The organism is Paenibacillus sp. 2TAB23, assembly GCF_052115165.1.
Taxonomy (GTDB): Bacteria; Bacillota; Bacilli; order Paenibacillales; family Paenibacillaceae; genus Pristimantibacillus.
In genome coordinates this window covers 35,263-57,212 of record NZ_JBFRGD010000027.1, presented here as the reverse complement: position 1 = coordinate 57,212, position 21,950 = coordinate 35,263, and the positions used below count along the sequence as shown (strand labels likewise).

Annotated in this window: 11 protein-coding genes; 3 read left to right on the top strand and 8 right to left on the bottom strand. The window is 48.5% G+C overall.

Translation table 11 applies throughout. The features are described 5' to 3' along the window. Nucleotides 1-110 precede the first annotated feature (110 nt). On the bottom strand, nt 111-3,353 hold the full coding sequence (locus tag AB4Z29_RS27735) for an outer membrane protein assembly factor BamB family protein (protein WP_441946215.1): 3,243 nt from the start codon (nt 3,351-3,353) through the stop codon (nt 111-113). A gap of 340 nt (nt 3,354-3,693) precedes the next feature. Between AB4Z29_RS27735 and AB4Z29_RS27730 the strand changes: the two genes are divergently transcribed. Continuing rightward, complete coding sequence (locus AB4Z29_RS27730; protein ID WP_183562635.1) at nt 3,694-3,909, top strand: PspC domain-containing protein; 216 nt, start codon at nt 3,694-3,696, stop codon at nt 3,907-3,909. Between the two features lie 28 nt (nt 3,910-3,937). Beyond that, on the top strand, nt 3,938-4,606 hold the full coding sequence (locus tag AB4Z29_RS27725; RefSeq protein ID WP_441946214.1) for a PspA/IM30 family protein: 669 nt from the start codon (nt 3,938-3,940) through the stop codon (nt 4,604-4,606). Nucleotides 4,607-4,797: 191 nt separating this feature from the next. Here AB4Z29_RS27725 and AB4Z29_RS27720 read toward each other — a convergent pair whose 3' ends face one another. From AB4Z29_RS27720 to AB4Z29_RS27700, 5 genes are all read right to left on the bottom strand, one after another. Further along, complete coding sequence (locus AB4Z29_RS27720) at nt 4,798-7,926, bottom strand: hybrid sensor histidine kinase/response regulator (RefSeq protein ID WP_441946213.1); 3,129 nt, start codon at nt 7,924-7,926, stop codon at nt 4,798-4,800. 36 nt (nt 7,927-7,962) lie between these two features. Next, the gene (locus tag AB4Z29_RS27715; RefSeq protein WP_441946212.1) at nt 7,963-9,099 is read right to left on the bottom strand and encodes a response regulator; all 1,137 of its coding nucleotides are present in this window, start codon (nt 9,097-9,099) and stop codon (nt 7,963-7,965) included. Nucleotides 9,100-9,156: 57 nt separating this feature from the next. Further along, entirely contained in the window at nt 9,157-17,712 is an 8,556-nt protein-coding gene (locus AB4Z29_RS27710) for a cadherin-like beta sandwich domain-containing protein (protein ID WP_441946211.1), read from the bottom strand. A 268-nt stretch (nt 17,713-17,980) separates the two neighbouring features. Further along, nucleotides 17,981-18,799: a PPK2 family polyphosphate kinase gene (locus tag AB4Z29_RS27705; protein WP_441946210.1), complete on the bottom strand. Its 819-nt coding sequence runs from the start codon at nt 18,797-18,799 to the stop codon at nt 17,981-17,983. A 23-nt stretch (nt 18,800-18,822) separates the two neighbouring features. Next, nucleotides 18,823-19,509, bottom strand: a complete 687-nt coding sequence (locus AB4Z29_RS27700) for a M50 family metallopeptidase (protein WP_441946209.1) — start codon at nt 19,507-19,509, stop codon at nt 18,823-18,825. A gap of 120 nt (nt 19,510-19,629) precedes the next feature. Between AB4Z29_RS27700 and AB4Z29_RS27695 the strand changes: the two genes are divergently transcribed. After that, nucleotides 19,630-20,445 (top strand): alpha/beta fold hydrolase, encoded by an 816-nt coding sequence (locus AB4Z29_RS27695; protein ID WP_441946208.1) that lies wholly within the window; start codon nt 19,630-19,632, stop codon nt 20,443-20,445. Between the two features lie 55 nt (nt 20,446-20,500). On the opposite strand, the gene AB4Z29_RS27690 is transcribed toward AB4Z29_RS27695, so the two are convergent. Both AB4Z29_RS27690 and AB4Z29_RS27685 read right to left on the bottom strand, forming a co-directional pair. Continuing rightward, complete coding sequence (locus AB4Z29_RS27690; protein ID WP_441946207.1) at nt 20,501-21,121, bottom strand: hypothetical protein; 621 nt, start codon at nt 21,119-21,121, stop codon at nt 20,501-20,503. Nucleotides 21,122-21,355: 234 nt separating this feature from the next. Further along, complete coding sequence (locus AB4Z29_RS27685; RefSeq protein WP_441946206.1) at nt 21,356-21,886, bottom strand: type 1 glutamine amidotransferase domain-containing protein; 531 nt, start codon at nt 21,884-21,886, stop codon at nt 21,356-21,358. Nucleotides 21,887-21,950 lie beyond the last annotated feature (64 nt).

Genomic DNA, 21,950 nt, shown 5'->3' with positions numbered 1-21,950 from the left:
AGCGAGGAGCTTGAACAAGAGAAAAGAGCTTACTCCCAGGTCGGTGACCTTTAAAGCAAGCTCTAATTCATTCATTATTTTGCAGCAAAATTAGTAGGTTCACTTAACCATTAACGTTTTACTCTAGACAACAAAGCCGCTGCCTCTGCACGAGTCAATGTCGCTAGCGGCTTAAAGCTTCCATCCGCATAGCCGTTTATGATGCCCGCATTGATAACCGCGCCAACCAAGCCTCTATTCGATGCCTTGATCGATAATCGATCAGCCACCTTTGCCAGGCCATCCGCTTTTTCCGTCAGTTTTAATGCTCTGGCCGTCCATACCGCCATTTCTTCCCTCGTTACAGGATCAGCCGGCTTGAATGTGCTGCCGTATGCTGCCGCATCAAGCCAGCCATCCGCCACGGCAGTCTCAATTACAGCTCTTGACCATCTCGCTTTAGGAATATCAGAGAAAGATAGCTCCGTTTCCCTTAAAGTCGTATCGAGCTTGTTTGAAAGCATAGTCAAAAACTGCTCGCGGGTGACTGCGGCATTCGGTCGATAGGTCCCGTCAGGGAAACCGGAAACAACTTCAGCTTCTACAAGCTTTTCTACCGCTTCCCTCGCCCAATGCACATTCATATCAGGAAATAAGCTTCCTGAGGAGCGCTTCACTTCAATATCGAATAAGCCTAGTTCATTCCCGTTGTCGATCACTGCTACTTGAAGATCATTAGTGATACTGCTCACGCTAGACTTATCACCCGCCAAATCAATCCGCCATTTCATGTTGCCTGCCGTATCGTAAGACGCCACAGAATGGCGGCTTCTAGCATTTATTGCATTCTCCTTTAATGTGAAAAGCCATTCATTCTGCGTTTGGTTGATCGCTTCCGGATAATCTTTCATGTTCAACAGTTGAACCTCTTTCTCTTCCTCGGACAGGCCTCCGGCTACACTTTGTTTGAACATAACTAGTTTGTTTTTGCTTAAAAAAGGTTCAGCCTGTGAATACAGTTTAAAATTGTTTTTCCATTTCAGCTTGCCATCCGAGTCTACCGCGCTCACGGTTCCTTCCGAGCTAGCGACGGCAATTGTTCCATCTTGAAGCAGTTGTGGCTTGTAGAACGCTGAATTCGCATGTCCAAGATCGTATTTCCAGCGAATATTGCCGGACGAAGCATCAATTGCATATAGCGTGCCTAGAAAACGAATGCTAATCATTCCCGTCGAATAGGCAGAAACCTCGCCAACCGCTTCGCTGTTCTTCGTAACGACGTAAACTGTGTCTTCCTTGGTGTTCAGAACAGGTTCATCATGCGCAATTTCTCCAACCAAAGAAGTTGTCCACCTCAAAGCATCCGCTTTATTTACCGCTTGCAGCTTGCTGCTTTCCCCTCTCGACGTTCGGGTAGACGTACTTATACTGAATCCTGTATACCTATTTCCAGAGCGATCCCAGCCGAGCAGCGTACTGTAATGACCTAACGCAGTATTTTGATTAAGCATTTGTTTGCCGCTAGCGAGATCAAAAGAAATAAGCTGACCTGTATTCGTCCCCAAATAAAGTCGTTCATCAGGACCAAGCACCGGCTTCTTGCTCATTAGCTGATTCAAATTATGCTGCCATTGGATATTTCCAGCCGAGTTGACCGCTGCGATTTTACCTTGAGTGCTTAGCGCATAAACCGAACCGTCTGCTGATAGAACTGGCGCTAAATAACTTTCGTTCTTACTTGTTTCAAGCGCCGGCAATACGTATGACCAACTTTTTTGTAGCATGGCGCTATAGGTTATTTGCGGCTTCTCTATGTTCGGCCGCCTAATCACCGTTACTTTAATGGTCGTTTTTATATTTTGGTATTCAGCAGTCACTTCTACCTCACCTGGCGCAACGGCATGAAATCCGGATTTTCCGAAATAGGCGATTTTTTCGTCGCTTGTTCGATAGACTACACCTGTTGGATTCGATTGTTCTTTTCCGTCTGCATATTTTGCACTTGCTTGTAGAGAGATGCTTGTTCCCGCTTCATACTGTGTGAATGTATTTCCGAATGATAAGGAGACAACCTCACGCTCATTCTTTATATTTTTTAACTCCAGTGCAATGATCCGTCCGCTGCTCGTCCCCATATAAATTCGGTTCTGATCGATGTACGCGAGATGAAAGGTAGAACTGACATCAAACTCCCTCGTTGTATTCATCTTCAAGTCTGATAAAATAAGTTTATTATAGCCGTCAAATAACGCCATTCCATTGTCCAACCATACAACTGGATTTTCATATTTTCTGACCGTAGAAGAAACAAGATTCCCATCTTGGCTGAACCGGTGAAGCTCGAGTTTATAGAGATCGCTCCGCTCAGACGAACCATCCCCAGATACATAACGATAAAGCATGCTATAGAATAAGAGTGAGCCGTCCTTTTCAAGATGCATGGCTGTTCCATGCTCATTTAAATCCGATCGCTCATTAAGCTGCTGTTTCCAAATGAGCCTACCTGACGAATCAAACTTAGAAACAACGGCATCCCGTGTAACGATGTAAGCATTTTTCTGCTCATCAAATAAAATAGGCGCTTCCGTCCTCCCCGTTAAAGAATAAGTCCGTCTCACCGTTCCCTCGCCTATTACTTTCACTTCGGATGGCTGCCTAGATCGAACGTAGAATGGCATTTGGGATTGGCTTCCGACATCCGCAGGCTGGATAAACACCATCATATTCCCCTCTGCGTCTACGTCGGGATTCAGATAGGAGGAACTGCTGTTCAAATTTACCTTCCAGCGTGATGAACCATTTGTATTCAATTCCTCAGCGTAAATAGCGTGCTCAGGAATGTGTTTATCATCGACCTTTTTTATTGACATTTTATGCGACGTTACGTAAATCTTATCTTCACTTGCGCCTTTATATTTCACCAAACCAGTAACATCGGTCCGCTCGAGTGCTTTCGTTCCATCCAACCGAATGCCCAGCACGGAACGGCTATCTTGGATATAGATCAACCCGTTACGCTGCAATACTACCTTATCTAAGCGCGGAGAGGTCGTTTCATATTCCCATTTCTTCGTTCCATCCGCTTGAAAAGCATATAGGTTTCCGCCTGAGCTTACATAAATGATTCCGTCAGTCCCTAGCAGGACTTGGCCTTTTTCATTTGAATATTGTTCGCTCAATGGCCTAACCGCTGCCGTCCAAATAACCTTGCCCTCAGGGCTTAATGCATGAAATTGTCCCTTTTTCGATAAGACGTACACCGTCCCGTCAACCCCGACAAGCGGTACTGCCCCTACTCCGCCTTCCACGTTCACAGCCCATCGCTCCGCCAAATACGAACCGCTCGATAAGGCAGGCTCCGCTTTGGCGTACAAAGGAGCCATCCAGCTTGGAAAACAACAAACGAAAACAAGGAGTAAACAAACTACCCGTTTATTATAAGTCCTCTTCTTCAATTTAGCCTTGCCTCCCATACCTACTAATATTTCTCTATTAAAACTAGCTTCATAATAGGAGATAACGCGTTTGCTGTAAAGCATAATTACATCTTGAATCGCTAGTCTAATCAACCTCCAATACCATTCTTCCCCGCCATTTGTCGCATGAATACCCGCCTAAAGACCAGTAGCAGGAACAGACCGCGGTCCGTTACGAGAATGCAGGCCTTATTCTACAATAAGGACATAGATGAGCCGAAGGGAAAGGATGAAAGATATGAAAAAATTATTTCGATCAACGACGGATAGCAAGCTGACCGGTCTATGCGGAGGTATTGGACAGTGGCTAGGCATTGATTCTACGATCATCAGATTATTAGTTGTTATCGCCGCATTTTTCAGCTTTGGCGCAGTCATTCTGATTTACTTCCTTGCTACACTTTTTGTTCCTAAAGCCGCAAACCACGATTTTAGATTTGTTGACCACTACTAAACTAAACTAATCAGGGAGAGATGATATAATGGGAATTTTACAACGTTTGGCCAGTATGACGAAGGCGGCCGCTAATGAAATGCTAGACAAGATTGAAAACCCGGTCATGATGCTAAACCACTATTTAAGAGGTTTGGACGAAGAAATTGCAAATGCTGAGCATGAAAGCTTAAAGCAGCAGGCGCATGAGCGATTCTTGCTTGCAAAGCTGAATGAGCTGAACGATCAGGCGTCCTACTACGAAGGCAAAGCGGAACAAGCAGCATTAGAGGGTCGTGAGGCAGAGGCTCGCACTGCGCTTGAGGCTAAGCTTTTGTATTTGGAACAAAAGGAAGAAACGCAGAAGCTCATACATCTAGCCAAGCAAGCGGTGCTTGATTTGGAACTTCGTGTCGGAACATTGAAGGAAGAAAAAGCTAGACTGCAAGAAAAACGGCAAGAGCTTGTTGCAAGGCTGGAAAAAACGGCACAAACGTCTGGATATCCGTCCTCCTCCGTCCACCTTGGCAGCTCGGCTGCACGGGGGTTCGATCGAATCGAGCAGAAGCTGATGGAGCAAGAAGCGCAGCAGGAGCTTGCGAGAGGACGATATGGGCTAGACGCCCGCCAAACGGGCATCAATGAGCAAACCGAGCTCCGCAGCGCACGCGTCGACGAAGAACTAAGTCGGTTGCTTAAGAAGACTTCCGGTCAGTAATCTCATTCTATAACCCGAGCAAAGAGTGTCTCAACAGGCTAAACCAGAGCCGTCAATCCCCATAAATACATGAAAGAACCTTCAAAACCACTATAAAGTGGAATTGAAGGTTCTTTCGCTGCTTCCTATCGTACAAAGCGAATGTGAAGTATTCAAGAAAACGACTTTGGAATGCCCATTTTTACTAAAGATTAATCTTCATAGATTTCGATTTCATCTCCCTGCTTAGCCTTAGGAACCTGGAAGGAAACCGTCGTACCTTCGCCTTCCTTGCTTGTAATAAGAAGGCCTTCCCCGTACAGCGACAACAAACGTCGATGAATATTAATGAATCCGACCCCGCGTAGAGGACGCTGCTCTAATAGCAGAGAGTTAAGCTCGCTATCTTTTATACCTACACCGCTATCTGTTACCGAAATCTGCAAGTGATCGCCAAGCTGCTGAACCTTCAAGAAAACAGTCCCGCCAGCCGCCTTCTGCATAACGCCATGTCTTACGGCATTTTCGACAATGGGCTGAATGCTAAGCGGCGGGATAAAACCGGACGTGCGTTCATCCACCTCGTACACCACACGCAGCCGCTTGCCAAATCTTGCTTGCTCCAGTGCGACGTAGGAACGAACCAACTCCAGCTCTTTCTCCAGGCTGACAATCTGCTGCCGATTATGGAAATCAAAGCTGCTTCGCAAATATTTACTTAAATCCATCAATAGCTCGGTAGCCTTTTCCGGGTCGGTAGGGCAAACCGATATGATTGTATTTAGCGCGTTATATAAGAAATGAGGCTTGATTTGCGCTTGAAGGAACGCAAGCTCAGAACGAATCGCCGCTTGCACAGATTGACGCAGCTCCAGCAAAGTTCTTACCCTTGCCCGCAGGATGACACCGTCCACAGGCTTCGTCAAAAAGTCATTAATGCCTGCGCTGAAGGCTGTTTGGATATCTCCCCCAAGACTTCTGGCTGTGAGCATTAGGACAGGGAGCTCAGATAGCGCATGTCGCTCCCTGATTCGCCTGCAAAGCTCAAGCCCTGACATGCCCGGCATCATCCAATCCGTAATCACCAAATCAAAGCGGCGTTTAGCAGACAGCGCAAGAAGCGCATCCTCTCCGTTATCTACGGCAATGACGGTATAATGCTCTGTAGACAATAAATTAATGAGCACTTGCAAATTAATCGGGTCATCATCCACTACCAGCACCGTAAAATGCTGCGAATGGTTATCAGCTTCGGTGTTGCCTAGTCCTTGAGCAATTGCCGTTTGCAGCTGGTAAGGCGATTCAATCGTAGCCGCATTCCTTTTACCTGCTGCCGCTTCTGTGATGGAGGAATGACTAGCAGCTGGGAGTGTAAACGAAAAGGTAGAGCCTATGCCTGGCTCAGATTCAGCCCAAATGCTCCCGCCATTAAGCTCAACGAGTTTTTTCGTTATGTTCAAGCCAATGCCCGTTCCACTATAACCGGCTTGAATGTCAACCGTGCCTAAGCTGTTGAACGGTTTGAAAATATCATCCAGCCTGTTCAGGTGAATGCCTATACCTGTATCCACCACTCGGATGATGACCATACGATCAGCAAGCTCGGCTTGTATTCGAATATGTCCAGCATGCGTAAATTTCACAGCATTGCCAAGCAAGTTAAACAGGATCTGGCGAAGCCTCTCTTCATCGGCATCTAACAGCGGTAGATTTACCGGCCACTCCTGAATAAGCTTCACTCCTTTTTTCTCCGCCAAATGACGGATGACCTCCATGACCGATTGCGCCGCAGCAGGGAGATCAACCGCTTGACGGTTCAGCGTTAGCTGACCATTGCGCAGCGTAGAGAAATCCAAAATATCATGAATGAGATAGTTAAGCCTTCTGCCCGTCGACACGATCATGGATAGCTGTCTTGCTTGATCACTGCTAGGAGTTCCGGCTACCCCCTCCAAAAGCGATTCCGCGATGTTTACGATACCATGCAGCGGCGTTCTAAGCTCATGCGAGGTGTTAGCCATAAACTCATCCTTTAATCCATCTATCGCCACCAGCTTGCGTGAGAGATCTTCAACCTCGTTAAAAGAATTCGAGAAACGCTTAGCTAGCATGACGACTTGGACGACAACGAGAATAAGCAGCTCATAGGAGAGATAGAAGTGGCTTTCCAGCATGCCTAGTACCTGCATAATGCTCACAATAATATATACTAGAATGCTAATCGCGCTTAAGAGCAAGTAGTGCGCGTCCTTGGACCTGTTCAGCACCGCCTTAATTAGCGTATAAAACAGGACACTCACAACGAACATAGAAAGAATGACAGCAATAAAGAACCATTTTGAATACAGCATGGTAGGCAGGATGATGGAAGCCGTCAATGCGAATATCGCAGTAGCTTTACAAGCGTTCCATAACTTTTCATTAATTTCCCGCGGAACCGACACATACACATAATAAAGCAGAAACAAATGCCCAAAGGCCGAGGATATGCTCTGCAGCTTCATGATGATCCCATAGTCTAGCTCTGGAAAAATGACCGCCATCAGCTTCTCTCCGTGCGTAAGCACATAGATCAACAAAGACAAGCAGCATAAGGCTAAATAGAGCAGTGAGCGTTCCTCTCTGCGTAAATAAAATAAGAAAAGAAAAAACACAGCAAACATGGAATAGCTTACAATATTGAAAAATTCACCGAACAATCTAAACTCCCGTGTTTTTCGAAGCTCTTGCTCATCGCCGAACCAAATCGGATAAATAATTCCTCCGGAAGAATAATTGAAATTGGATACCTGCACGATTATCTCGACAACGGGTTCATTGATCGAAACAAAACCTAGATAGGGAACATTGGAGGACTTATCCGCTCGCTCCGAGTCGCCGGGAAGGCCGCTTGCGCCTGCTTCCTCTCCGTTAATGTAAATTTTATTCGCCATCCGGATATTCGTCGTTCTAATTCCATAATACTTTTCATGCTGGTCGCCTAGGTTAATATGCAGCCGATACGTGCCGAACCCTGCTGCGGCTGGCTCGCCGCTCTCGGCAATATAGGCATTCCATTGCCCCGGTACAGGAAAGAGGCCTGTTAGCTCAGGCCCCTTCGATGTGTTCGACTCCGCTTGCTTGAAATGCTGAGGCGTCAGCAGCTGATTACGATAAAATTCCCAGTCGCCATTCAGCGCTACCGACCCATCCTTACTAAAATCCCAATCAGATAAATCAAGCGTGCCCCCGCTTGAATGCGGTGCTTTGTCTTCTGCCAACTGCTGATACACATATTCGTATATCGGAAAAGCTACAACGATAAGGAAGAATACAATTATCGTCCCCCATTGTTTTTTCATCCTATCGCTGCCTCCTTGCCCATAAGCATTTGCAATTTATAATAGCTGCTTATAAAGATCGGTTGTTTGTCTTTCTGGGATAACACCAAGCTCATTAAATAGAGCTAGCTCGAATGCTTTGTAGCATTCCTTCAAAGCTAATCGGTCCTCGAGCTTGGCATATCCCGTCATTAATAACCGGCACAGCTCGTCCGAGTAAGGGAAGCTGGCTTGCGCGCTCAACAGTCGTTGTATGGCAGACCGTTCGAGCATTTCCTGCATTTCATGGCGCGCCATGCTGCAAACGAGTTGAAAGTTGCGCAGCTGGAGATTAATACGCTTTGTCTCTGCCCAATCGTAATTGTGATCCTCGAGGTAATCACCCCGATATAGGGAAGCTGCATGCTCATAATGGCTCCAATTATCTCGGGAGATATAAGGCAATTTGGATAGAGCCTGCTCAAACTCGTCAACATCCGTACGAACACCAGATGTGGCAAGTCTGTAGCTGTCATCCTCGTACTGAACCGTAAACGATACTCCCCATTCCCTAAGCAGCCATCTGATCCGCGAAACGGAATGATGCAAGTAGGTAATCGCTTTTTCATGATCCTGCTCTCGCCACAGCGTTTCGATGAGCCGATCCTTCGCAACCCAAGCCCCGTTTAGATGAAGCAAATAAGCAAACAGCTCCTGCGCTTTTTTCGTACGCCATTTCACTTTGCCGTCCAATACAGCACCGCCGCTAAGCTCAAGCCGTTTAAATAAACGCACCGAAAGCTCGTTAGCTTCCGCCTCGCTTTCAACCGGCTGCGGCTGCTTGTTCAACAGCATCGCATACTCCTCAATCCGGTTGATCGTTTTCCCGATTCTTACTGCATCCACAGGCTTCAATAAGTAATCCAGCGCATACAGCTCAAAGGCTTCTACGGCATAAGCGGAGTAGGCTGTCACATAAACGATACGAATATGCGGGTACAGCGTTTGAATACGTTCAGCTGCCTGCAATCCGTTCATCTCAGGCATGCCGATATCCAAAAAAGCAACATCGGCATCGTTACGGGCAAGATACTCGAGCCCTTCCTGAGCAGAAGTATACTTGCCGGCAATTTGTACGCGACCATCTGCTTTAAGCAAACGCTCCAAATGTACGAGTGCCGGCTCCTCATCATCTACTAATATAGCTTTTAACATGAAGCCCGCAATCCCCTCTCCGCCATTTCTTTATCAGAGAGCCTCTTGCTCTTGATGTTAGTTTAGTTGCAATAGACGGACTTGTCCGTCTGGAAATACCTGTACATGGCTGGAAGCTATAGCGATGTCTTTCGATGCCCAGAAGGCAGCTGGAACATCCGGCCAACTGGATGCTGCTTGTTCTTGCGGAATAGGACGTTTAAAGACGGCATTCAGTACACGAACAGCCTCTCCGCGAAGCAGCAGCTTATTCGGACGGAAAGTCGCGTCCGGATAACCTTGCATCATGCCTGCTTTTTGAACCGAAGCAACCTCATCCGAAGCCCAGTGACCAGCAAGATCGCTAAAGCTCGGTTTGCCACTAGTGGATGCCAGCTTATTCCAGCGAGCCGCAATAACCGCAATCTCGGCACGCGTTACGCCGTCACCAGGCCTGAAGTTGCCTTGCTTGTCTCCATTCATCATATCATGATATCTAAGCAGTGTAATAACTTCCTCTGCCCAGTGTCCGGGGTTGACATCCTGATAGGATTGCGTCTCTGCACCTTGTTCAGCTTGAGCTGTCTCTGCGAACAGCTCCTCATTCAGCTTCAGCTCTTTAGCCAAAACGGATGCAAGCTCTGCCCGTGTAATGGTTTGGTTAGGACGGAAAGTACCATCTGGATAACCGGAAATATAAGGCTCATAGCGTTTATCCTTAGTCAAGCGTACTAGAGTGAATAGACTAAACTTCGTCACTTCGAATGCATACCCGTTTACAATGCCTTTGTCATCAAATAGCAAGGTTCCTTGCTTGAGCACTTTGTCGCCATCACTGTGTTCAATATACACGGCTAGTTGTGCTGCCAGCTCCTTGGCTGCTTCACTATTGCGTGCAACTGTCAGCCCTGATAGCGGAAGAACGATACGAGTAAGACTGTCCTTGTAGTTTGTTTCAATTGTAGTCGGCAGGCCTAGAACGGCTGCCTCCCTGCCTCCAAGCATTTTCTTCAAGGAAGACTCGTTCAAGAGCCTGTCTTGCACTTGCTGCTGCGAAGCTTGCGTGCGAATCGGCACAATCCGGAAGTACAGTTCAATCCCTGTTTCCTTGATGCGGCGAATCGTTTCAGCCGATAGCGTCAACTCAGCATTTGGCGTTGTTACGATGAGGCTGATTCCGCTTTCCGACAATGCTGCAATGGCTTTGGATGGAATGTTGAGCTTAAGCTCATCAGCACGATCAGCCGCAAGATCCGTTATAACGATTCGTGCTGTTTTTTGCTGCTTTTCCGTTACCAGTTTAATAATTTCATTCGCTTTTTCAAGCGGGATATTGACGGTGTCTACTTTGACGCCAGCTATGGTCACGCTTCTCGATATCGTAACTTTGGCTATAGCAGAGCTCGAATCTCCTGCAGCTACCTCAGCATCGCGATCTGGTACAGCGGACGATGCCATCTTCACGACCTCAATGGAGTATTGTCTCGAGCTGCTTCTGTCGGCGGACTCCACGCCAATTACGATTAAATTTACACCTACGGCTAAGCCCACTATCCGTTTTTCGCCTTTTTGAGTCGGCTCTCCATTTATCGTCAGGTTTACACCTGCCGATGCCGTGTTAGCCACGATGCTTACATATGAATCTTCAATTCTTTTCTCCAGCGAATAGCTTAGCTTGCTTGAAGTGAAAGCCGGAAGCATGTTCAAGCCATCGATCTTCAGCTCGCTAAGGAACGGGGCTTCCGCAGCCGGTGCGGATTGTTTGAGTACTGCGAGCTTATAGCTTGCAATCGTACCATCCTCAGCCGTCACATCGAGTTGCACATGTTGTGCACCGTCTTTAAGCGATATAGGATAGGATGTCCCGCTGCCAAGAATCACTCCGCCGCCCGCCAAACGAATGACAGCAGTCTCGCTTGCTGATTCCGGTGTAATCTCAAAAACAGACGTTCCCTCCGGCACGATAACCTGATACTCGGTTTCATTGCCCGCAAATGCTTTCGTAAACTTGCCGCCTTTCAGCGTTAATTGCGAAAGCTGCGCATTGCTATCCTGCGCTCTCGTGACAATAACCTCATACTCTTTCGTATCCTTTCCGTTCGGGGCAGTTACTTTTATTTTAATAGCTGTTTCCCCTACGCGAACCGGAATGGATTGTGGGGTTTGTCCCATTAAGCTTGGACCGTCTCCAGCATAGACATTAATCGTTGACCCTGGCTTGTACGCTTCACCCGTAACTTGAATCGTGGATACGTCATTCTCGACGTAGACCTTGTACTCGTCATGAGCGCCATTGAAGGCTGGCTCCGTTAACAGCTCTTCCGTTCCAGCAAGCAAGGAAAGCTTTTTGAGAACAGCCACATCTGACGGCTTGCCGTGAACCTCGACGACATAGGTTTTGGTGCTGGAATCAGCTCCGGTCACCTTGACTTGGACCGAATTCACGCTATTGCCGATCGGTGCGTCAAGCTCCGTATAGCCTGCTGCATCAAGCGGCCGACCGTTCACCGTAATGAGTGAATCGCCAGCTGCTGCGACTGCATACAAGCGAACTTTTCCTTCCTCAATTACGGTTTCATAGACACCGGTGTGATCGGGATGGAATGGCTGCGATAACACGCCTTGATCAAGCTCCAGCGTTGCCAAATCAGCCGGTTTTACTTTCGACTGCTCAGCCGTTTCGGTGCCCTTTACTATATCGAACCGATATTCCGACGTATTGCCTACCTCATCTTCCGCGATAACGATAACGGTATGGACGCCACTCACGTCCCAAGCGATCGGAGCGAAATAATTGAATTTGCCCTCTGCATTGACCGGAACAGAACGGCCGTCCACCGTCAATGAAGCGCCAATCTCCGTTTGTCCTATCATCGGCAAACGACTGCCGTATACAACTTGGCCGTTTAACGGCATCCGGTCTTTGCCATTCTCCTCTAACTGACCAGCTGCATATAGGAATGGTTCCGTGCGGTCGATATACAACTTTCGGTAATCGGAACTGTAATCGCCGCGCTCGTTGACTGCTTCGATTTCAATTGTATAATCACGCTGATCAAGCGGTAATGCTTGATTAATGGCACCGTTAACCAGCTCATTCAAGTTGAAACCAACGATATTATCCGCTTGAGCCGCTTTCGTTGACACCAGCTCTCCATTTACATAAAGACTGATTTCTGCGGCTTGATCGCTCTTCGCATTCACGATCACTTGCTCTGCAGCCGTATTCACCATGAGCTCTTCTTGCTCATCATAGCTCTTATACGTGCTCGTCTTCTGCTTTGCGCCAGCTGTGTTAAATGAAAGCTCGAGCTTCGCCCGATTTGGAGCTGGCAGGAAAGTCTCAATAGAATCAGAAACGGGACTTACGATGACCTTGCCATCGAGTTCTCCCACTGCCATCACGTTAAGGGAATAGCTTTGGTCGGACTCATATCCGGAAATAATGATTTCTTGCGAGTCTCCGTCCATAGGATCCACGCCAAACGTTTCCGAAACTGGTTTGCCGTCTTTATCCTTTGAGCTGACGGTCAACTGGTAATATTCCAGTCCGTCTGCAGCAATGGTTGGGAAGCGGAGCGTAATCTCGCCATTTCCGGTAGAAGCAATCGCCAGCTGCTTCGGTTGCGGCAGCATAACGGATGCATTCAGTTCAATTGGATCCTTCGTAACAGAGAACAATGGCGCAATCCCCTCGCCGTCAGCGACCATTGACAGCCAATATTGCCCAGGCATGAACTGTTCAGGGATATCCACCGTTTGTACGCCAGACGAAGGAAGATCCTTCAGAATAACGGGACCGATCGCTTTCTCGGACAAGTCCGTAACCATTAGGCTCACTTTTGTCCCCTGCTTTGCGTTCTTTACATTCCATCTTACTTTAAAGCTGTTTATACCCGCGTCTACGGCTTCAGCTGTAAATTCACTGATTTCCGCAACCGGATCAAGCTCATACATGTTAACTTCTACAGGCTGAGAAGATTGAATCGTCCATTTCCCCGTTTGCTCTACATCAGCGCCCACGGAGAGCATGTCCTGGTCCTTCACCATCGGCATATTCGAAGTAAATGTCATATCGCCATACAATTCCTCGTTGGCTGCTTCATCCTCGAATACCGCTTCTTGCAAGACTGCATTGTAATTCTTGTCATCCTCATCCGAGAATACAAGCGGATACGCAATACCGTTCGGAGCGATGAGCTGCGTATCCCGAGCGCCACCCGTCACCATAAACATATAACGGCCGGCTTTATCGATTGCAACGCTCGTGGAGTAATCAGCGCTGCCTTCTGAGAAGAACGGTATTAAGCTATCGTACTTCACCGTGCTCGTGAACACGCGCACCGTCACAAAGTCGCTATCACGAACGGTCCATAAACCCGATTCCTCGTATGTGGCATCAATCAAAATCGTCCATTTCTTTTTGTCTGCTTCATAATGCGCATTCCAATTGGATTCCCCACGGTCTGCCTGCAGCGGATAAATCGTACCGTCAGGGCGATACAAAACTGCCGTTTCCTCAGCTTCCTCCAACTCTACCAAAGCTTGACCTTCCTCCAGCTTCAGTTCCGTTTGCACTTGGCCGTTAGCCTTCCAGGCTTTGAGCTCTTCAAGCGTCGTCTTTTCTCCCAGCGTATAAGTCTTAGCTTGTATACTCTCGCCAGCATCAAGAAGCCACTCTCCCGGCTGGGCAACGTCAATCATTACGTTCAGCTTGCCGCTTAGCGGATCTACGAAGCTGTTCCAGCTTGATTTCGACGACTCACTGACCAGCGCATACTCGCGACCGTCTGGTTTATATATCTTCAGATCGCCTTTCGGCTGCTCAAGCTCTATTAGCGTCAAGCCTCGTTTCATGATATCAACCGCATTCAATTTCAGTTCAGAGGCTGCTGCCCATCTTTCTGCCAACTCATTCAACGTCAATGATTGGTTCGAGAATGTTAGCTCGTAAAGCTCGATCTGCTGTGACTCTGAAGCGATCAGCTTCCAAGATTCGTTCGCATTCAGATTAAGCCTTATATACGTCTTACCTTCTTCTTCACGATATACCGCGTCAATAAGTCCATTAGAGGTACTCGGTTTATCTGTATAATTTAAAGCAGCAGACGTTCCTAGCGGACGAATAAGCTTAACGTCCTCCTGCTTGCCATCCAGCATGAGCAAAGCTTCATAATGATGATCAGCTTTCCATGCATATTGAATCTGATTCCCCGCCGTAAAGCTCGCTTCAGGCGTATTCTCGCGCAGCACTCCCGTAAACTGGCCTAACGCGATACGGCCAACTGCTGACGTATCCACGCCAGTCTCACCCTGCTGAAGCACATCGCTTGCCAGCCTCAAGAAGTAGCCGTTATCGCCGGTGAGCAGCGGATTTGTAAGCGGCGTAAAGGACGTATTCGCAAAAACATTGGAGAACAGCATCACGCCTCCGCCGATCTTGGCCATCGAACGTCCAGTCGGCTTCACCATGTTCCGTTTCATCCGTTCAATTTCTCTTTTCATGTCACTGCTGGCACCTAAACTGAAATCGAAGCTGTTCGGCGTAAACATGTATTTAGCCGATCCGCCGAACCAGCCTGAGCCGACCGATCCGAATATCTCCTTGTTATTCACGCCAACGTCGATCCCGCCAAAGGATTTCCCGCCTATAACGGATACCCATCTTGGAATTTGTACGCGTGCGCTTACGAAGCCCGCATAACCGCTATTGGCAAAATATTGCGCGAACACTTGTCCGACTACGACGTCAACCAAGTTCAGATTCGCATCGAAACGGAAGCCCGGGCTGCTGTATTCCTTAAAGCCTGCTGCATTCCAGATCGTCATGAAATCCAGATTGGCGACAGGGACCCAATAAACCGCAAGCTCGCCCGAAGCCTCGAAGTGGTAACGGGAAAGACCTACACTCAAATTGTTACCATTCACCATGTTGTAGCCTTTGATTTCCGGCATGATTGCATCGGAAACGCCGCCGAACGCTTTTAGCGTAAACGGTACCTCGTTCTGGCTCGCTAGACCGGAGAAGCCTCCGCCAAGCCTAGTAATTTGAGCGCCCGTAGAGCCCAGCTTGATTTTGCGGCGAACGCCAAAGCTCAATGAATCCAGCTTGCCGCGCTTGAACAAAATATCAGCTTCAAAGCCAACCTTCTGTTTGCGCAAATCAAATGAGCCGCCCGCTCCATAAAGTGGTACGCGCGTGTCCAAACGGAAGCGCAGCTCAGCGCCTTCCAAAGGTCCCGTCTCGAACTGGCCTTCTACGTTGAACGTTCCTGCAAAATCAAATCGGTCACGCCTGAACTGAAGCGCTTCTATCTCCGAATCGCCTTTAATATTGGTTGTGCCCGCGGTGAAATTAACTTTAATATCGCCGCCCAGCCTTACTCCGCCATTCACAAAAGTGATCATAGTCAGGTTAACTGGCAGGTTTAAGCTTAAATAATCGGTTCCGCTCATATTTCCAGCAACCTCAATGGCGAACTCATCTGAATTGAATTCAAATTCGCCGAGGAACAACGTATACATGATACCAGCTGTTTCAACGTATAGGCGTCCGAAGCCCTCTACGTAAGTTACCTCACCTGTTTTATCAATCGTAAGGCTTGTACCTTTGAATTTGATATATTCGTTCAGCATGATGACCTGATCAGGCTTGTTCAGCTCGAATACGCCAAGCTTGTCAGGTTTTTCTGTGAAAGGACCTCTAATAATCATTTGCTGGATGTCTTCGTTATCCGCATCCGTGCTCGGAATTGCAATTTCATTGTAGTCGCGCGGCTCATAAACGCCAGTTGACGTGATAAGCAATGAATCTGGAATAATAAAATCATTATAGAAATCATGATTGAGCTCTAGATCATATTTGCCATCAGGCAAGTCTTCTGTCCAGTTTAGCTCCAGCTCCACGTTGTTGCGCACATTGGTCGTGAGCGGATATAAGATGCCGTTCTTGCCCTTCAGCGCATAATGAATTTGGTCGGCCGGCTTGCGCCATAGGTTCGTAATGCCATCGCCAACGACGACGATCCGCTTCTTGTCCTTCGCGTGCAGCACCGACGGCGATGAGCGGTCATAGCGCAGATCCGGCACCACCATCGCGGGATCCTCATAGAACTTGAATGTGGAAATCGTGCTGTAAGCCGTGCCTACAGGGTTCTTAGCATAGACACGCGCTTCATAGTCAACCTGCCATTTCAAGCCGTTGATTTCAAAAGAAATCGCGCCAGCTTCCGTGTCGTTATGAAGCTTTTTCTCCCATGCCGTCTCGCCTACCTCGCGATACTCGATACCGATTTCAGTCATGGCCTTGCCCTTTATTTCAGAGGTGAATTTCACCATGTCCTTCGTTTTATCTACCTTATTCATCAGAATGACCGGAGAGCCGGTAATGCTTGCAATCGGCAGCACAGGAAGCTCGTTTCCGAAGGTAAAGGTCTCATTCGTTAAGCCGCCCCATTCGTGAAAGCCGCCAAATAGAACAAATTGGTTGCCGTCAAAGGCCATGCTCATGTAGGTTCCTGAGCCAGGGCCATCTTTAATGCCGCCTCCAGGGCCCTTTGAAGTCCCCGTCCATGTAGACCAAGCCGTTCCGTCCCAGCCAAATGCGGCTTTATTGCCGTTAGCATCCGCGCTTTGGGCTACAGGACGGGTTTTGCTTGGGTTAACGGATTGGTCGTAACCATTAATCCAGTCAAATTCGCCGCCGTAGAACACGACTCGGCGTCCGTCATAGGCCATCGCTTGACCCCAGCGTCCCCAATCGAGTGCTTCAACCGTCGGAGCGCTGTCATCCCACGTCGTTCCGTCCCAGCTCCAAAGCTTATTGGAATTGATTTGGTAGCTTGTACCGCGCACTTCTTCACCTATATTACCGCCGTACAGCACAGCATGCTTGCCATCATACGCCATCGTTGCCGAGTGCGTGGCAGGCGGGCTTTGGTCCGGTGTCTTCTCTTCCCACGCCGTACCGTCAAATACCCATGTATCCGCAAGGCGGGTTTTCGTTGATCCGCTCAGCTGATAGCCGCCAAATAGAACGAGGTTCTCACCGTCATAGGCTAATGCAGCGCCAGCGCGCGCTGGCGGTGTCGATATAGCAAGCGGCTGCCATTGCAGGCTGTCACCCTTCCACACCCACATATCGTTCAATACGCCGGAAGCGCCCTCGCCTCCGAACATAACCACTTGCTCTAATCCAGGATCATAAGCAATTGCCGCTCCTTTACGGGCAGCAAGTCCCCCTGGAACGCTGGAGTCGGCAAGCTTCTGCCATTTCTTCTCCGCGCCGTCCCACAGGAAGTTATCTTTCAGCAGTCCGGATACGCCTTGTCCCCCGAACATGACGACCTTGCCATTCTTCTCGTCAAAAGCCATTGCCGCTCCCTTTCGAGCGCTTGGCATAATGTTGCTGATCACTTTCTCCCAAGAGTAATCTTGGAGCTTGTCGACAGGCGCCGGCGGCGTCTCCGGCTCGTAAGTCGAGTCGGTCGGCGTCGTGTCAGCCGGTGGCGTCACGTCAGCCGGCTCAGCATATACTTGCTGCTCAGACCTGCTTGGAAACGCAGGATAAACCTGAACGAACAATACTACTGCAAGCAGCATGCTGATCATTCTGACAAATTTCTTGTATTTCATGATTATTACCCTCCCAATTGCTCTATCTTCGATGTTTTAACACTATTAACCAGTATAGTAGCTGGCTCTATACATGTTCTAAACATTAACGAAGAGCGAATTAGGCTGGTAATACGCAGCTTTATGCGTTCATATCCCCATTTCTAAGAGGTGCAGCAAAAAAAACAGGCAGCCTTATTATCCCAAATCCAATAAGGCTGCCTGCTAGGCGCTGTATTCTATTCCATTACACTCCATTTTATTCAAGCACTATGGCCATATCACGCCACTAATCTCTCTCGCGCTTAAGCTTCTCGAGCATGGGCAGGAGTTCAGGATTGGCGGGAGGGTCCTGTAAAGCAAGGCTTCGCAGCGCTTCAACCGCAATGTGAAGCACGGCATAATTACGATACCAGCGATTATCCGAAGAAACGACATACCAAGGCGCCGACTTGCTGCATTTCTCGAACAGCTCCTCGTAAAGCTCCCCGTACTGCTTCCAAGCCTTGCGTTCGCTCACATCTGCAGGATCGAATTTCCAGTTTTTGCTTGGATCCTCAATTCTGCTAATCAGCTTCTCCAGCTGAAACTGCTTGGAAATGTGCAAAAAGATTTTAACCACCTTCACACCGCTGTCTGCCAGTAACGTTTCGAAATGATTGATATGCTTAAATCGCTTTTTGGCCTGCTCTTCGGACACCTCGCCATGCACTCTCGTAATCAGCACATCCTCGTAATAGGAACGGTTAAAAACCGCAATCTGCCCAAGCTCCGGAACCGCGCGATGCGCCCGCCACAAAAAATCATGCCGAGCCTCCTCCTCCGTTGGCTTCTTAAAGCTATACGCGGATATGCCTTGCGGATGCAGCCCGGCGAATACCTTTTTGATCACGCCATCCTTGCCGCTGCAATCCATTCCTTGAAAGATAAACAGCACGGCGTGCTTTTTGCCGGCAATGAGCTTCTTCTGAAGCTCCTCGAGCTCCTGCTCAAGCGCAGCCGTTTCCGCCATAACATCTTCTTTATGCTGAAACCGCCCCGTATCCTTGGGATCGATGCTCGATAAGTGAATCTTCTTCTTTTCGATCAGCTTGTAGCTCTTCGCCATTTCCTCACTCCCCCTCCTGTTCACTATCTACTTATTTGTATCCCTGCTGCGCTGCTCCTAAACAAATAACCGACAGCTGCTCTTGCGCAGCATAACGAAAATCCGCAAAATACGGAAGCCCATACGAACGCAGGCAAATAAGCTGCTTGGCTCAAGCTTGCGGCGTCGCCAGCCATGGCAGGATCAGTGACGGCAAGGAAAAGGACAACAAACGGACTAACAATCGACTCGACTAAGCATATAAAGGCGATAAGCAAATAATAACCTTTGCGAAGCCAGACCGGCGCAGCGAATAGGACCAAAGCCGTTAACGCAGCAAAGCCACCGCTCCATGCCATCCCATATCCGTTGCGTATAAACAGAGCAAGCGCCATTCCCGCAGCCAGCGCGATACACGCTAATCCGATACGATGCTGCCCACGGGCATGCAGGTAGAAGAGAAGCAGCGCCAACATAGAAGCCCCCATGTAGCCTGCTAGCGCAATCGGAATCGACATCCAATTGTCCGTATAAGACGTATAGGTTACCCCGCTTTGATCGGCGTACAAATGAATATGCATAACGCTGCCTTTAAGCAGCAATGCTGCAATGGCATGCGCAAGCTCGTGGACCAGCGTATTTACATTTCGGAAAAAATCGGAGAACGGAATGAATCTCGTTAAAAAAGCAACAACGATACAAATGACCGCCATTCTTAGCCAAGAAAGCATCTGATGCTAACCTCCAATCCACTGTCTGTATTCTACCTGTTCATACGCATCAAAAAGATTTATTTTTCAAATGCTTATTAATGGGGTAATAGAAAGGATAATCACGAGAGGAGAGATACTATGGGACATTATATTGAGGTTGAACGAAAAGTAAAGTTATACGTTGAGGATATCGGCAGCGGCACTCCGGTAATTTTTTTGCATGGCTGGCCGCTGAGCAGCCGCATGTTCGAAGCTCAGTTCACCCTGCTTTCCGAGCAGGGCTACCGCTGTATCGGCATTGACCAGCGAGGCTTCGGCAAATCCAGTGCGCCTGCAGCCGGCTACGACTATGATAGGCTTGYCGATGACGTGAAGGCGGTCATTGAGTATTTGCGGCTGGAGCATGCTTATTTGATTGGCTTCTCGGTAGGCGGAGCCATCGCAGCCCGTTATATGGCACGGCACGGAGGCTACGGCATCCAAAAGCTAGCACTGCTTGGCGCCGCAGCTCCCTCCTTCACGCAGCGGGAGGATTATCCGCACGGCATGAAGAAAGAAGAAGCCGATGCGCAGATCGCTGCCGCCAAAAAAGACCGTCCGCAGATGCTTCGTGACTTCGGCGAGCTCTTTCTAGCTAATACCGCGTCCAATCCGATATCCGAGCCCTTCAAGGATTGGCTGCAGCAGCTGGGCCTAGAGGCCTCTGCTTGGGGAACGGTACGTACGTTCGAATCGCTGCGTGATGAGGACTTAAGATCAGATATCTTGCAGATAAAAGCGGCTACGACAATCTTCCAGGGCGCGCTGGACCAAATCTGCCCGCCGGAATTCGCGAAGCAGCTGCTGAACGGAATCGACGGCTCGACGCTCGTCACATTCGAGCAAAGCGGCCATGGCATGCTCTACGACGAGCCAGCTAGATTCAATCAAGAGCTGCTTGCGTTTTTGCAATAAAAGCAAAGAGGAGCCGGTCTTACGGCTCCTCTTCCTTTGCTATTGCGAGCAGCAATCAATCCTCAGCCAGATCACTGTAATATTTGTTCAACAAGAAGTGGAAACGCTGAAAGTCGCCAGACAGCACTTTGATTTTTCTTTTAATCCGCAATTTCCGCTTCTGGTCTTTTTCCTCCAGCTGAAATTGATCGATATTTTTATCCAGCTTCTCCCGAAGCGTTAAGATGATGCCAATCGCGATATGCGATCGTGCCATATCCTGCAGGTCCGCAGCAAGCGCCTCGCCAAGATGATCCATCGTCTGCTTCGGCCTTTGCAGTGCTTTCTTGATCGGAAGCTGTTCCGGCGTGAAGTCCTCCCGGTAATCCTGACCCGGGACCTGCTCCCAGAATGCCTGCCACTGCTCGAGCTGTCCAACCTCATATAATAAATATTTATGAAAGCCGCATAACCATGCCGTACAGCTCGTATTCCGCAGCTGACACCCTACCCCATCCGAGAGGTTCCGGCAATCCCTGCAGCATGAACCGCTGTTCGCAATACAAACCTTGCAAATATGATCGGCCCCCCAAGCTTGAAGCGTCAGCATCCCGTTATCAATAATCGAAATCCGGCTCATGAGCGCGGACGGTCCTGCCGCCGGGCCTGTCTTCCTATCCGTTACAGGACCTGGCATGCTAAGACCTCCTTGTCCGTTCCATTTGGTAAAAAATCCTGTCCGTATTTGCCTGTTAGTTGAAGTATACTCCAGCTTTGCGCAATAGACAATTATGATGTGCGGGAACGAGCATAATCAAAACCATTCCAAAACCTACAAAGCAAAAAGGCTGTTCTTCAATCATTTAAGATCCAAGAACAGCCTTTGCATCGTGTCATGCATACCTTTGCCTGCGTTTCAAGCCGTCTTACGCTACCATGCGTTTACGCCCAGCTTGTCAWTCGTCTCACGGATGAAAGCAGGCTCGTCTGCAGGTGTTCGCGAGGTAATGAGGTTCCGGTCGACAACGACCTCTTTATCCACAAAATGCCCGCCCGCGGCTTCTATTTCCGCCGACAATTCGGGATAGGCAGTAAGAGTTCGGCCTTTGAGAAGACCTGCTGCCTCCAATAGTTGCGGTCCATGGCATATGGCCGATATCGTCGTTCCTGCTTGGTCCGCTTTTTTGATGAATGCCTGCACGGCAGCGTTATCCTTCAAATGGGACGGAGACTTCCCGCCTGGAATAATAATCGCAGCGTAATCATCCGCATTCGCTTCCTCAATGCCCAAATGCGAGGTATACGTGATTGTCCCCTTCTTGCCTGTCAGCTCCTCGTTGCCGTTCAAGCTAATAATAACGGCCTCATGGCCATTTTTCACCATTTCATCAAAGGGATTCTTCATCTCAGAATCTTCAAAATCATTAGCCAGCAAAAAAGCCACTTTCTTAGCCTGCGTCATCCTTGCACGCTCCCTTCCATATTTCTACCATAATGTACTATACCCGAAATGGCAGCATTTGAAG